The sequence below is a fragment of the Mesorhizobium sp. M0816 genome (genome assembly GCF_040320005.1).
Lineage (GTDB): Bacteria > Pseudomonadota > Alphaproteobacteria > Rhizobiales > Rhizobiaceae > Mesorhizobium.
Map to the genome: position 1 here is coordinate 301,034 of NZ_JAMYOT010000003.1, position 14,278 is coordinate 315,311.

Sequence of the window (14,278 nt, forward strand, 5' to 3'; positions counted from 1 at the left end):
GGGAGGCCTCTCTCGTTTGTGGCGAGTATCCCGATCAACTAATACTCTTTACTAATATCTGGCATCCCTATAACGTCAATCCATCATGCCCGGACGACATCGGACCGCGCGTGTTCGGAACGCGAGCCAACCTGGTGTCGGACGGTTCCCGTCAGCCGGAGCTCGCCTGCCGTTTCGAGGAAATGTCAGACAAATCGGACTATTTACGAACGACGAATGAGTCTCTAAAGTCGACGATCGCGGCTGGAATGGCGTCGTTCTTCGCTGCCGAAACCCTGAGGAGGAGGGCGTCCAAGCCGCGCCGGCACGTTCATCATCAGCGAAATTACTGAGTCAAATGGGAGGTTGAATATGAAATCTGCGATACGAAATGCGTCCGTCGCCGCTGCGGCCCTGCTGCTCGGCCTGTCCGTCAGCGCAATTGCGCGGGCCGACGACAAGCCGACACTGGCCTTCGTCGTCAACGGCGCTTCCGATTTCTGGAAGGCTGCCGAAGCCGGCGTCAAGAAGGCTCAAGGCGAACTGCCCAATTACAATCTCGAACTCAAATATCCGGAGCAGTCCTCGGTCGCCATCCAGCAGCGCCTTATGGACGATCTGGTGACGGCCGGTGTTAAGGCGATCATGGTCTCGGCCGTCGATCCCAAGACGTCGACCGACGGGCTGAACAAGATCGCCTCGGAAACGGCGTTGTTCACCACTGACAGCGACGCACCGCAGACCAAGCGTGTCGCCTATATCGGCTCTTCCAATGTCGATGCCGGCAAGCAGGCGGCAGAGATCGCCAAGAAGGCAATGCCCGACGGCGGCAAGTGCCTCGGCTTCGTTGGCCTGCTCGGCGCCGACAATGCCAAGGAACGCATCCAGGGCATGAAGGACGGCCTCGCCGGCACCAAGATCGAATTGGTCGACGTGCGTGGCGACGACATCGACCAGGCCCGCGCCAAGAAGAACGTCGAGGACGCGCTGGTCGCCAGCCCCGACGTCACCTGCATGGTCGGCTTCTACTCCTACAACACGCCGCGCATCTATGAAGCGCTGCGCGATGCCGGCAAGCTCGGCCAGATCACCGTCGTCGGCTTCGACGACGATCCGATCACGCTGGGCGGCGTCAAGGAAGGCACCGTCGCCGCCACCGTCGTACAGCAGCCTTTCGAATGGGCCTATCAGGGCATGAAGCTGATGGCCGCCTATCTCGAGGGCGACAAGTCGGGCGTTCCCGCCGATGGCCTGATCATCGTGCCGACCAAGATCATCGGCAAGGACGATGTCGACGCCTACGCCGCCAACCTCAAGGCGATGTCGGGAAACTGAGCGAATAAGTTGCGCCGGCTCAAGGGTTCGCCCTGAGCCGGCGATTCTATTGACGCGCCTCGCAAGGCCCGTCAGTCTGAGGCCAAAACGGCTCACCGGCTGCTGTCAGGCGTGATGAATTATTCCGATCCATCCATCGTTGCATCCACGGCCGCTCCGTTCCTGAGCCTCGACGGCGTGCGCAAGACCTATCCCGGCGTTGTCGCGCTGGACGGGTTCTCGATCGAGGTCAGGCCCGGCGAGGTCATCGGCCTGGTCGGCGAAAACGGCGCCGGCAAATCGACGCTGATGAAGATCCTCGGCGGCGTGACCCGGCCGGACACCGGCACCATCACCGTCGATGGGGTCGCCCATGACAGTCTGACCGTCGAGGCCAGCATCGGTTCGGGCATCGCCTTCGTCCACCAGGAACTCAACCTGTTCGAGAACCTCGACGTCGCCGCCAATATCTTCTTCGGCCGCGAACCGCTGCGCGCCGGCCCGTTCAGGCTGGTCGACCGCGCCAGGCTGCGAGCGCTGGCGGCGCCGCTGCTCAAACGCGTGGGCGCCAATTTCTCGGCCGATACTCCGGTGTCGGCGCTGTCGCTGGCCCAGCAGCAAATGGTCGAGATCGCCAAGGCGCTGTCGATCAAGGCGCGGCTGGTCATCCTCGACGAACCGACATCGAGCCTGCCGATCGCCGAAACCGACAAGCTGCTCGGTGTCATCAAGGCGCTGAAGGCAGACGGCATCAGCGTCATTTTCATCTCGCACCGCCTGCACGAGGTCGAGCGCGTCGCCGACCGCGTCGTCGTGCTCAGGGACGGCATGCTCGCCGGAACCTTGCCGAAGAGCGCCATCAATCACGACCAGATGGTCAAGCTGATGATCGGCCGCATGCTGAAGGAGCGCGAGAAGGCCGCGGAATCGGCGCGCCCGCCGGGCTCTGTCGCGCTGTCGGTCAAGGCCATTCGCACCGCTGCCTATCCCGACCGGCCCGTCGACCTCGATGTCAGGCATGGCGAGATCCTCGGCCTCGCCGGTCTCGTCGGCTCCGGCCGGACGGAGCTGGCGCGCGTCCTGTTCGGCATCGACAAGAGCTTTGGCGGCTCGTTCCAGCTTGACGGAAAAGATCTGGTTCTAGGTTCGGCTGCGGACGCAGTGGCCAACGGTATTTTCCTCGTCCCCGAGGATCGCAAGCTGACCGGCATCCTGCTCGACCTGTCGATTGCCCAGAACATCTCGCTGCCCAATCTGCCGGCGCATTCGCGGCGCTCGCTGGTCTCGGCCGGCGCGGAATCCGCCACCGCCGAGAAGCAGAAGACCAATCTCGGCATCAGGGCGCCCTCCGTCCAGACGCGCACCGGCACGCTGTCGGGCGGCAACCAGCAAAAGGTCGTGCTGGCCAAATGGCTGGCGATGAAGCCGAAGGTGATGATCCTCGACGAGCCGACCCGCGGCATCGACATCGGCGCCAAGGCCGAGATCTACGGGCTGATGCGGGCGTTGGCCGATGCCGGCGTCGCCGTGCTGATGATCTCCAGCGACATGGAGGAGGTGATCGGCGTTTCCGACCGTATCGCCGTCATGCATGAAGGCCAGATCTCCGGCATTCTCGACAAGGACCGGTTCAGCCAGGAAAACGTGCTGCTGCTGGCGGTCGGCAAGCAGCCGAAGTAGTTCGCAGGCATTGGGAGAAGACGATGAGCAAGAAAGATCTCGGCCTGCTGATCCTGATCCTGGTGGTCGGCGCGGTGGTGGCGATCATCAACCCACGCTTCCTGCTGCCGATCAATCTCGCCAACACCTCGAACCTGATCGGGTTGTTCGGCATCCTGTCGATTGGCCAAGCCTTCGTCATCATCACCGGTGGCATCGAATTGTCGGTCGGCTCGGTGGTTGCGCTGCTCGGCGTGCTGTTCATCGACTTCATCGCCACGCGCGGCATGGCCTGGCCGGTCGCCCTGCCGCTGATCCTGGTGCTCGGCGGCATCATCGGGCTGGCGCATGGCTGGCTGATCACCCGGCTCAAATTGCAGCCTTTCGTGGTGACTTTGTGCGGCCTGTTGATCTATCGCGGCGTGGCGCGCTTCTACACCGCCGACGGCACCGCCGGCTTTGCCTTCGGACAGAACTTCCCGGAACTCGAGTTCCTGACGGCGGGGCGGTCCTGGGGCGTGCCGAACAGCTTCATCGCACTGATCGTCATCGCCGTCGTCATGTGGGTGGTGCTGCACCGGTCGGTGTTCGGGCGCTATCTCTATGCCATCGGCAAGAACGAGGAAGCGGCAAAATATTCCGGCATCCGCACCGGCCGCATCGTCATGGCCGCCTATGTCATCTGCGGCGTGCTGACGGCGCTGTCAGCTATCTATTTCGCCATGTACACACGCTCGATCTCGCCGGCGAGCCACGGCCAGTTCTACGAGCTCTATGCCATCGCGGCCGCGGTGCTCGGCGGCTTCTCGCTGCGTGGCGGCGAAGGCTCGCTGATCGGCGTCCTGCTCGGCACCGTGCTGCTGCAGGAGCTGCAGAACCTCGTCAACCTGCTCGGCATCCCGTCCTCGCTCAACTTCGCCGTCATGGGCGGGGTGATCCTCATCGGCGTGCTGGTCGACCAGCAATGGGGCGTGTTCAGGGCGCGGCGGCGGATGCTGGAAGCCACACGCAAGGGCGTGGCGGGTGCTGCCGCTGAGTGACGCAAAAATAGCTGGATGAAATACGCCGACTGCCATGGCAGGTGGCGTGAAAGAGTCAGCCGGAGCTTCGCGACAGCAGTTCAGGTCGGTCTCTATTTGGAACGAAACCCGTATCTGAGCGTTTATTTAAGCTTTGCTGCGCGGAGGCGTTCCATGCCCACGAATCCAGTTAGTACCGCCAAAGTAGGAACTCACCCCCTCCACCCGATGCTGATACCTTTTCCTGTCGCGTTTCTTGTCGGTGCGTTTGTCACCGACCTGGTTTTCTGGGGGACTGCCGATGCCTTCTGGGCACGAGCATCGATGTGGCTGATCGGGGCAGCCATAGTAATGGCCCTTCTCGCTGCGACAGCCGGTTTTATCGACTTCCTCAACGAGCCGCGCATTCGCGCCTTGTCCGACGCCTGGTACCACATGCTGGGCAACTTGACCGCGGTCATTGTGGCACTGATCAATTTCTACCTTCGCTATGCGCAAGGCGCCGAAGCCGCGGTCCGCCCATGGGGTGCGCTCTTGTCGTTCATAGTGGTCTGCATACTGCTGTTCACCGGCTGGAAGGGCTGGGAGATGGTGTATCGGCACCACGTTGCAGTTCTGGATACACCAGCGGATGCGCCAGCGAAGCCTTCGACAACCACTGCCACGGATACTCGTCACGCTGGTCGGGACCGGCACGCCGCATGAGGCCATAATCCCGAAAAGTGGATACCGGTTTCCAAAAAGATATCGGTTAGACAAGTAGCGCCCATACCGAATGCATCGGATGGGCGCTACTTTAGATAAGGCCCGACATGTCGGAGAAGGCCATGGCCTTGCGCAGCACCTCGGCGAAGCGCTCGCCGGCGGCTTCACGAGGGCCGCTATTGTCGATCGAGGTGACACCCGGTCCGGACAGCGCCACATTGGCACTGCGCGCCAGCCGTGCCAGCACTTCGCCGCGCGACTCGCGACCGCGCAATGCCAGCCGCTCGGCCAGGATCTCCGGTGTAGCCGTGATCTCGACGATAGCCAGATTGGCGTAGCGCTCCCGCAGCGCCGGGATGATCGCGCGCGAGACGTTGGCGATCGCGACACGGCCGTTGGAGACTGACCAGTCGACTTCGGCCGGGATGCCGTAGCGCAGGCCATGCGCCTCCCAGGAAATGGCGAAGGCGCCATCCGCTTCGGCCTCGACGAAGGCAGCATCGGCTAGCGTATCGTGATCCTCGGTGGCCGCATCGCTCGGCCGGGTGATCACCCGGCGCACGAACTCCAGCCGGCTCTCGTCGGCAAACACGGCGCGCGCATAGCCGATCACCGTGTCCTTGCCGGCACCGCTCGGCCCGACGACGGCGACGAAGACACCGTCCCGGATCGGAAATCCCGTAGCGGACAATTCACGCTCGACCGATGCCGACACCATCATGCGACTCGGCGTCCCTGCCGCCAGACCGTGCGGACGACCGGGACATGGTCGTCGACGCGCACGCGAACCAGATCGGCGCGCCGGCCGGGCTCGATGACACCGCGATCGGTGAGGCCGACCGCCTCGGCCGGATTCTTCGAGACCATCGCCACCGCCTGTGGCAAGGAAATGCCCTCGACCACGTCGCCGAGGAAGAAGGCTGACTGGATCAGACTGAACGGAATGTAGTCCGACGACAGGATATCGAGCAGGCCATCGCCGGCCAGCGTGCGGGCCGAGACATTGCCCGAATGCGACGCGCCGCGCATGACGTTCGGCGCGCCCATCAATACGCCGAGCCCTGCCTCTTTTGAAGCCCGCGCCGCCTCCTCAGTGGTCGGGAACTCGGCGACGCGCACACCTTGCTCGATCGCTTCGTCGACATGGCCGACGGTTGCGTCGTCATGGCTGGCGAGCACGATGCCGCGCTCTTGGCAGGCAGCGGCGATGAAGCTGCGGTTCGGGCTCGAATTCCTCGCCGATTCCGCCATCCGCTTTTCGCAGAATTTCTGGAAATCGCGATCGGTCAGCTTCAGCTTGCGCTGGTAGTAATAGGCGTAGGTTTCCAAATTGACGAACTGGCGCTGTCCGGGCGCATGGTCCATCAGCGACGCCAGCCTGACCCGCTCGTCGCCGTCGAAATTGGCGAAGGCCGTGAGGCAGTCCGGCGCCGAAACCTCGCAACGCAGATGGAGGAAATGGTCGGCCCTGAGCCGGTCCTGCTGCACGCTGTCCTCGATCGCGTCGGCCAGCTTGCGTATGTCGGCGGCCGTCAGGTCGGCATCCTCGTCCATGCCGACACGCAAGGCGTCGAGCACGGTGGTGATGCCGGCGGTCGCCACCTGCGCGTCATGGGCGAGCACCGCGGCGATCGGGTTCCAGCGCACTTTCGGCCGTGGCGCGTAATGGCCTTCGAGATGATCGGTGTGGAGCTCGACCAGGCCAGGGATGATGAAGTCGCCGCCCATGTCCTCGCCGCTGCGGCCAGCGCCGGGATCGATGGCGGCGATCACCCCATCGCGCAGCACGATCGACCCTTCGACGATCTGGTCGGCGAGCACGATGCGGGCATTGTCAAGAACGGTCTCGGCGGTCATTTCAGGCAGTCCTTGCAGCATTTTGCAGCCAATTGAAAATGAATTGGCTTCGCACCATGCGGTTAAAGCAAATAGTCATTTAGGCAGTTCTTCTGGCCGGGCGGCGCCCGAGCGCGTGATGGGACAGCACCATGAACGGTGCGCCCGGTTCAGTTTCCACAAACAGCGTCAGCGCGTCCACCGCCACCGGCCGTTGCAGCACGTCCGCAAACAGGCTGTCGATTGCTAGGCGAAGACGAGGGCTTTCCTGTGACGACACCCGGCCGGACAGCGTCATATGGAAGCGAAACGTCTCGAAGACATAGGGATAGCCCCACTGGCAGAGATTGCGGAACTCGTCGGGCTTCAGCGAATCGGGGCTGCGCCGTTCGATCTCGGCTTCCGTCAACGGCGCGCGGAAGCGGTCGAAGTCGCGCACCACGTCGTCGGCGAAGCGGTTGAGCGCCGGCAGCGGTGCTTCCGGCAACAGCGCGAAGAAGCCGTCGATCTGGCTGACGATGAGGCGCGGGATCGTAACCACCGGCGTCGCCTCGGCAAAATCGTCGAGTGCTGCACGAAGCGACGTTTCCGTCTCGTTGGAGGCCAGTCTGAAGGGCGCCTTCAGTGTCGCATGAAAGCCATAGCGGCGTGCCGAGGCGGTATGGAAGGCAACTTCTGCCGCCGACAACTCGCCCGCAGCCTCGACCGGCTTTGTGGCGGCACCGAATGGGTCGCGGCCGAGCCAGTTGGCGGCGATACGTGCCAGCGGTTCGTCTTGTCGGGGGGTGAAATAGATCGCGTAGCGCATCGAAAGTCCTCGTCAGCCCCGCTGCCATAGGTGATTTCCATGACGAATTGACGAAGCTTTGCGGCGTTTTCGGTAACAAAACCACACAGCCGGGTCGTTAGCCGACGATTTTTCGCTTGGACCAGCGGTTGGGGCGAAGGGGAAGTGGTTAGGCCTTCATCAGCCATTCGTGCTCGGGCGCGTTATGGAATTTCCACGTCCGCTTCGGTCCGGCCATGACGTTGAGATAATAGAGATCATAGCCGTGGCAGGCTGCGCAGGGGTGATAACCCTTGGGGACCAGCACGACGTCGCCGTCCTCGATCGCCATCGTCTCGTCGAGCGAACGAGCACCGTTCTCGTCGGCATCGGTGTAGACGCGCTGGAAAGCAAAGCCCTGTGGCGGGTTGAGACGGTGGTAATAGGTCTCCTCGAGATAGGATTCAGCCGGCAGATTGTCCTGGTCGTGCTTGTGCGGCGGATAGCTCGATGTGTGGCCGCCGGGTGTGATGACCTCAACCACCAGCAAGGAATCGGCCGGCTTGCCCTCCGGCAGGATGTTGGTGACATAGCGCGTGTTGGTGCTTTTGCCGCGAACCTCCTGGCCGAGATCGTCGGGCCCGATGACACGGACCGGCAGACCGCCGCCCAGTCCCGGCGCCGAGCAGACGGCAAGTTCGAGATCGGTATCGGCGCTCACCGACCACTCCGAGCCCTGCGGCACATAGACCGACCAAGGTTTGCCGTCGAAGGGCGACATGCGTTCGCCGAGTAAGCCGAGATCCTTGCCGCCGGCCTTGGCCTTGCCCTTGCCGGTGACGAACACCAGGCAGACCTCACGATCCGCGGTTTGCCCGGAAGCGCTCTCGCCGGGCCTGAGCCGATGCAGATCGAAGCCGACATAGGTCCAGCCGGCGCTTTGCGGCGTCACATGGGCGATGCGGCCGTGGCCCTTATTGGCTATGACGAGCAGTTTCGACATGGTCATTCCTTCGGTTTGGCGTCTGCCGATGGCTCGTCCTCGTCAGCCGGCTTGTAGAGGTAGAAAAACTGCCAGACGGCATAGCCGGCGAAGCCGAGCGCGATCACGCCCCAGAACGGCGTGCCGGTGGCGAATTCGATCACCGACCAGACCAGGCAGACCGCGACAACGGCGACGCGCCGCCACAGCGGCCGGAAAAACGGGTGCTCGGAGTCTTTCATCGGATCAACACCTTTCCTTGCGAACTCTCAAGCATTGGGAAAGCCCTGTGTCTCCACCGTATAGCCGGCCGCCGTCATAGCCCGCATCAATTCCTTGTAGCCGACCTGCGCCATCTTGAGCGGCGGGTTCTTCTTCGGATCCTGCTCGGCCTCGACCACGAACCAGCCTTCATAGCCATGGTCGGCGAGCCTCTGGACGATGGCGCCAAAATCCAGCGAGCCATCTCCCGGCACGGTGAAGGCGCCAAGTGCCACCGCGTCGAGGAACGATTGCTTCTCGCGATCCAGTCCCGCGATCACCTCCATGCGCACATCTTTCACATGCACATGGTTGATGCGCGGGTGGTGGTTATCAATAGCGCGCAGCACATCGCCGCCGGCAAAGGCCAGGTGACCCGCGTCGAGCAGCAATGGAATGCCTTCTCCCGAATAGCGCATGAAGGCATCTAGCTCTGGCTCGGTCTCAACTACTGCCGCCATATGATGATGGTAGGAGAGCGGCATGCCTTGCTCTGCACACCATTCGCCGAACTGCGTGAGCCGCCGGGCGTAGGCTTTCATTTCCTCGTCCGAAAGCCTGGGCTTGCTGGCGAGCGGCTTCGAGCGGTCGCCCTGGATGGAGCGGCCGACTTCACCATAGACGATGCATGGCGCGTTCACCGCCTTGAACAGATCGATCATCGGCTGGATACGATCCTTGTTCTTCGCCATGTCTTCGTCGACCAGCGTCCCCGAGAACCAGCCGCCGCAAAGCGTCACGTCGGCCTCTTTCAGGATCGGCAGCATGATTTGCGGATCGTTGGGAAAGCGGCGGCCCATTTCCATTCCGGTAAAGCCAGCCGAGCGCGACTGGCGCAGGCACTCCTCCAGCGACACATCATCGCTGAGTTCGGCAAGATCGTCGTTCCACCATGCAATGGGGGACATGCCCAGTTTGGCTTTCAAGTCGTCGCTCCAGTTTCAGACATTCGAGGCGCGTTCGCGGATGGCTAAAGAACCCGCCCGCTCAGCGCTTCCTCATATTTCTTGCGCGCCGCATTCACTTGCGGCCGTGCCGAGACTTCCGGCACTGCGACATCCCACCAGCTTCCACCGGCCTCGGTCGAAACCAGCGGGTCGGTGTCGATGACCAGCACGGTCGTTCGCGTGTTCTTCTTCGCTTGCGCCAGCGCCGTTTCCAGCCCGGCGATCGATGGCACTTTTTCGGCAATCGCACCCATGCTCGCAGCATGCGCGGCGAAGTCGATCTCGGGCAAGGTTTCGTGACGGGCGTCCTTCAGCAGATTGTTGAAGTTGGCGCCGCCGGTCGCCATCTGCAACCGGTTGATGCAGCCATAGCCGCGGTTGTCGAGCAGCACGATGGTCAGCTTGAGGCCGAGCATCACCGAGGTCGCGATCTCGGAATTGAGCATCAGGTAAGAGCCGTCGCCGATCATCACCACGACCTCTTCGTCCGGCTTGGCCATCTTGACGCCAAGCCCGCCGGCGATTTCGTAGCCCATTGTCGAGAAGCCGTATTCTGCGTGATAGGAGCCGGGCGCGCCCGCCTGCCATAGCTTGTGCAATTCGCCGGGCAAGCCGCCGGCGGCATGAAGCAGTACCACGCCGGAGCCCATGGCGCGCTGTACTGCGCCGATCACTTGCGCGTCGGACGGATAGGCGGCATTGGTCGACGCCGTCACCTTGTCGGCATCCGCTTGCCAGTTCTTCTTGCCCGTGATCGCATTGTCGGTCCAGCCTGAAGGGGCTTTCCAGCCTTTCAGCGCCGCAGCGAGTTCGGCGAGCCCTTCCGCCGCATCGGCGACCAGCGGCAGCGCCTGGTGCTTTCCGGCGTCAAAAGGCTGCACGTTGAGCCCGATGATGGTCCTGCCGGCATGCTTGAACAATGCCCAGGAGCCGGTGGTGAAATCCTGCAGTCTGGTGCCGACGGCAAGCACGACGTCGGCCTCTTCGGCCAGCCTGTTGGCCGCCGAAGTGCCGGTAACGCCGACCGCGCCCATGTTCAACGGATGATCGTCCGGGAGCGAGGATTTGCCGCCTTGCGTCTCACAAACTGGAACGCCGGCGCCTTGCACCAGTTTTGCCAACTCCTCGGATGCCTGCGAATAGAGTACGCCGCCGCCCGCGATCACCAGCGGCTTTTTCGCCGCTTTGAGTACCGCGACTGCGGCCGCCAGTTCGTTGCGGTCCGGGCGCTGCCGTCGCGGCGTCCAGAGTCGCTCGGCAAAGAAACTCTCGGGGTAGTCATAGGCCTCGGCCTGCACGTCCTGGCACAGCGCCAGCGTCACCGGGCCGCATTCGGCGGGATCGGTCAGCACCTGCATGGCGCGGTTGAGCGCCGGCATGATCTGCTCCGGCCGCGTGATGCGGTCGAAATAGCGCGACACCGGGCGGAGGCAGTCATTGACCGTCGCCGTGCCGTCGGAAAAATCCTCGGCCTGCTGCAGGACGGGATCGGGAATGCGATTGGCGAAGACGTCGCCGGGCAGAAACAGGACAGGCAACCTGTTTACATGCGCAAGTGCCGCAGCGGTCACCATGTTGAGCGCGCCGGGGCCGATCGAACTGGTCGCGGCCATGAAGCGACGGCGGAAATTGGCCTTGGCGTAGGCGATCGCCGCATGCGCCATTGCCTGCTCGTTATGGGCACGGAAGGTCGGCAGTTCGTCGCCAACCTGGTAGAGCGCCTCGCCGACGCCGGCGACATTGCCGTGGCCGAAGATCGCCCAGACGCCGCCGAAGATCGGCACTTTCCTCCCGTCCATCTCGGTCATCTGTCGAGCAAGAAAGCGGGTCAGCGCCTGCGCCATCGTCAGGCGGATTGTCTTGGTCATGTCGGTTCCTCCGCAGTCCTTATGCCGCGCCTTCTTATGCCGCTTTGCGGCCGCGCGCCGCAAGCCATGCCTCGGTCAGTCTCTCGAAGCGAGATGCCATGTCGGCAACCGCTTCATCGTCTGACATCTTGCCGGCAAGCCATTGTTCGGCCGCGTTGATGAAGATGGTGCGGCCGACGGCAAAGCCCTTGACGATAGACGCCTTGGCGGTGGCAGCAAAGGCCGCTTCCAATTCGTCCTGCGGCGCTTCGAGGCCAAGCAGCACAATCCCGCGGCACCACGGATCGTTCTTCAGGATCACCGCCTCGATCTTTGCCCATGCGCCGGCCGATGCCTGCGGTTCGAGCTTCCACCAATCGGGCTTGATGCCGAGTGCGTAGAGTTCCTCGAGCGCGCGCGGGATGGTCATGTCGTCGAGCCTGCCGTGCTTGCCGGCGATGATCTCGACCAGAAGTTCTCTGCCCACTTTCCGCGCGGCCTCGAACAAAGCGCGCAGTTTCTGCTGCTGTTCGCTCTTCAGCGCCGCGGGATCGTCGGGATGATAGAAGCACAGGCACTTGATGCAGTGGTCGACCGGCCATTCGGTCAGTTGCGAACCTATGTCTTGCGAGAACTCGAAGCGAAGCGGCCGCGAACCCGGCAACTCGACCGGCCGGCCGAGCCAGGCGAAGGAATGGTGGGCGAATTCGAACATCGCCTCGCGTCCGTATTTTTCGTCGAGCAGCATGCCGTAGCCGGCGCGGCCAGCCGCAACCTTGGCCGCAGCCTTGACCGTCAGCACCTTGAAAGCTGGGATTCGCGACGGATCGGCGCCGGCTTTTGCCGCGACATCCTCCAGCTGGACGCGGTGGTCGCAGGCGAACGCCATCAGCGAGGGGATGTCGCGCCGGCGCGTGGTCGCCCAATGGATGTGATTGATCGCCTCGTCCTTGCGCAGCGCCAGATGCTTGCTGCCGTTTTTCAGGAAGAACTGCAATTCCTCGAAAGTCGGGTATTCCGGTGCGCAGAGCAGCCGCGACACGGCAAAGGCGCCGCAGGCATTGGCCCAGGTCGCCGCCGTCGCCAGGCTTTCCTCGCCGAGCCAGCCGCGCAGGAAGCCCGACATGAAGGCGTCGCCGGCGCCGAGCACATTGTAGACCTCGATTGGAAATCCCTTGCCGACGATACCGTCCTCGAGGTCGTCGCTGATCGGCCCGTCATAGACGATGCAGCCCATGGCGCCGCGTTTCAGCACGATGGTTGCCGCCGACAGCGAGCGGATGGTTTTCAGCGCGCTCAGGCAATCGTCTGCGCCCGAGGCGATCATGATTTCCTCTTCGGTGCCGACGATGAGATCGCAATCGGGCAGCACCGTCTTCAACTGCGCCGAGACGCGGTCGGATTTCACATAGCGCTCGAAGCCTTCGGCGTGGCCGGCGAGACCCCAGAGGTTGGGGCGGTAGTCGATGTCGAACACCACCTTGCCGCCCTTGGCTTTCATGACACGGATCGCCTTGCGCTGGGCGGCGTCGCTGTTGGGCCGTGAAAAATGCGTGCCGGTGACGACGACCGCGCGTGCCGAAGCGATAAACGCCTCATCGATATCGTCTTTCGAAAGCGCCATGTCGGCGCAATCGCTGCGATAGAAGATCATCGGCGAGACGCCTTCATCCTCGACCGACAGCAGCACCAGGGCGGTCAGCCGCTCCGGATCGGTCTTGAGGCCTTGGACCGAAACGCCCTCGCGGGTCAGCTGCTCGCGGATGAAGCGGCCCATCTGCTCATTGCCGACGCGGGTGAGCAGCGCCGAGCGCAGGCCGAGCCTGGCAGTACCGACCGCGATATTGGCCGGACAGCCGCCGACCGACTTGGCAAAGGAAGTAATGTCCTCGAGGCGCGAGCCGATCTGCTGGCCGTAGAGATCGACGGAAGCGCGGCCGATCGTGATAATGTCGAGCGGCGAATATTTCGCTTCCACGGCTTCGCCCATTCGAACCTCCCATCGGCTTTGTTGTCTTGGGTAACACGCGCGAGCGGCAGCGTGGCGCCAGCAATATGAAATAATAATTCCAATCCATAGTCAATATGGAACGAGCATTCCCAAAGCTGAAAAGTGCTGTGCAAGGCTCGCGCGTTCAGAAACTTTGAAGTCAGACGAACGTCAAGTATCTACCGCTGAAACCAGCTGATTTACCAAGGAAGCGGGCCATCATCGTTGAAGAACCCGGCGGTCGGGCCATCGGCGTCCAAGGTCGCCAGGTGAATGACGATCTCGGCCGCCTGCTGCACCGTGCGGTGACCTTTATACCCGTTGAGATCGGTGGCAGTGTAGCCGGGCGCCGCGGCGTTGACCTTGATGCCTTGGGGCGCGAGCTCCCTGGCGAACGCCACCGTGATGGCATTCAAGGCTGTCTTGGAGCTGCCGTAGCCCATCATGTTAACGGCGTGGTTCGCAGTGGCGGGATCGAGCGCCCGGCCGATGGACCCGGTGGAGCTGCTCACCATCACGATCCGGGCAGCAGGTGCTGCTAGCAGCAGCGGCAGGAATGCCTGGGTCACGCGGATCGGGCCGAAGACATTGACGTCGTAGGTGGCCTGGATGTCGGCGATCCGCTGCTGGCTCGGCGGCAGGTCGTAATTGATGGCGACGCCGGCGTTGTTCACCAGCACGTCGAGGCAGGGGCTGGCCTGCCTGAATGCCTCGGCTGCCGCCTTCACCCTGTCATCCCGCGTGACGTCCAGCTCAAGCCACTCCACGTCGAGGCCTTCGGCGCGCAATGCCTGCGCCGCCGCCATGCCGCGTTCGGCGCTCCTGGCGCCGAGCCAGACCTTGAAGCCCATGGTCGCCAGTCGCCGGGCGATTTCATGGCCTATACCCTTGTTGGCGCCGGTCACCAGCGCGCTTTTCGATGTTCTCATAATCGGTGTCTCCATTTTTCTTGTGGAAGACCCACAAATGGTGC

The 14,278-nt window shown here is 63.0% G+C and carries 13 protein-coding genes; 4 read left to right on the plus strand and 9 right to left on the minus strand.

Going from position 1 to position 14,278, the window contains the following annotated elements; all coding sequences use genetic code 11:
- The first annotated feature begins 351 nt into the window (after positions 1-351).
- The 4 genes from NKI17_RS05880 (at position 352) to NKI17_RS05895 (ending at position 4,676) form a co-directional block, all read left to right on the plus strand.
- Positions 352-1,314 carry a sugar-binding protein gene (locus NKI17_RS05880; RefSeq protein ID WP_023677500.1) on the plus strand — a complete coding sequence of 321 codons (963 nt, stop codon included), beginning with the start codon at positions 352-354 and terminating at the stop codon, positions 1,312-1,314.
- A 114-nt stretch (positions 1,315-1,428) separates the two neighbouring features.
- Entirely contained in the window at positions 1,429-2,973 is a 1,545-nt protein-coding gene (locus tag NKI17_RS05885) for a sugar ABC transporter ATP-binding protein (protein WP_352568572.1), read from the plus strand.
- 23 nt (positions 2,974-2,996) lie between these two features.
- Positions 2,997-3,992 carry an ABC transporter permease gene (locus tag NKI17_RS05890; RefSeq protein WP_023677502.1) on the plus strand — a complete coding sequence of 332 codons (996 nt, stop codon included), beginning with the start codon at positions 2,997-2,999 and terminating at the stop codon, positions 3,990-3,992.
- A gap of 153 nt (positions 3,993-4,145) precedes the next feature.
- A complete protein-coding gene (locus NKI17_RS05895; RefSeq protein ID WP_352620738.1) occupies positions 4,146-4,676 on the plus strand; it encodes a DUF2231 domain-containing protein in 531 nt (176 codons plus the stop codon).
- A 91-nt stretch (positions 4,677-4,767) separates the two neighbouring features.
- Here the strand turns inward: NKI17_RS05895 and phnN are convergent, their stop codons facing one another.
- The 9 genes from phnN to NKI17_RS05940 form a co-directional block, all read right to left on the minus strand.
- A complete protein-coding gene (gene phnN, locus NKI17_RS05900) occupies positions 4,768-5,397 on the minus strand; it encodes a phosphonate metabolism protein/1,5-bisphosphokinase (PRPP-forming) PhnN (protein ID WP_352455997.1) in 630 nt (209 codons plus the stop codon).
- Complete coding sequence (locus tag NKI17_RS05905; protein ID WP_352576376.1) at positions 5,394-6,533, minus strand: alpha-D-ribose 1-methylphosphonate 5-triphosphate diphosphatase; 1,140 nt, start codon at positions 6,531-6,533, stop codon at positions 5,394-5,396. Before NKI17_RS05905 ends, phnN begins: the two co-directional genes overlap by 4 nt.
- A 79-nt stretch (positions 6,534-6,612) precedes the next feature.
- Complete coding sequence (locus tag NKI17_RS05910; protein WP_352619339.1) at positions 6,613-7,320, minus strand: DUF1045 domain-containing protein; 708 nt, start codon at positions 7,318-7,320, stop codon at positions 6,613-6,615.
- A gap of 148 nt (positions 7,321-7,468) precedes the next feature.
- Positions 7,469-8,281, minus strand: coding sequence for a 5-deoxy-glucuronate isomerase (gene iolB, locus NKI17_RS05915; protein WP_352844952.1), 813 nt, complete (start codon positions 8,279-8,281; stop codon positions 7,469-7,471).
- Between the two features lie 2 nt (positions 8,282-8,283).
- On the minus strand, positions 8,284-8,502 hold the full coding sequence (locus tag NKI17_RS05920) for a hypothetical protein (RefSeq protein ID WP_023677508.1): 219 nt from the start codon (positions 8,500-8,502) through the stop codon (positions 8,284-8,286).
- A gap of 27 nt (positions 8,503-8,529) precedes the next feature.
- A complete protein-coding gene (gene iolE / locus NKI17_RS05925; RefSeq protein WP_352453010.1) occupies positions 8,530-9,447 on the minus strand; it encodes a myo-inosose-2 dehydratase in 918 nt (305 codons plus the stop codon).
- A 44-nt stretch (positions 9,448-9,491) separates the two neighbouring features.
- Positions 9,492-11,336: a 3D-(3,5/4)-trihydroxycyclohexane-1,2-dione acylhydrolase (decyclizing) gene (gene iolD, locus NKI17_RS05930; RefSeq protein WP_352826773.1), complete on the minus strand. Its 1,845-nt coding sequence runs from the start codon at positions 11,334-11,336 to the stop codon at positions 9,492-9,494.
- Between the two features lie 34 nt (positions 11,337-11,370).
- Positions 11,371-13,305 carry a bifunctional 5-dehydro-2-deoxygluconokinase/5-dehydro-2-deoxyphosphogluconate aldolase gene (locus NKI17_RS05935; protein ID WP_352826774.1) on the minus strand — a complete coding sequence of 645 codons (1,935 nt, stop codon included), beginning with the start codon at positions 13,303-13,305 and terminating at the stop codon, positions 11,371-11,373.
- Between the two features lie 200 nt (positions 13,306-13,505).
- Positions 13,506-14,234, minus strand: a complete 729-nt coding sequence (locus NKI17_RS05940; RefSeq protein WP_023677512.1) for an SDR family oxidoreductase — start codon at positions 14,232-14,234, stop codon at positions 13,506-13,508.
- Positions 14,235-14,278 lie beyond the last annotated feature (44 nt).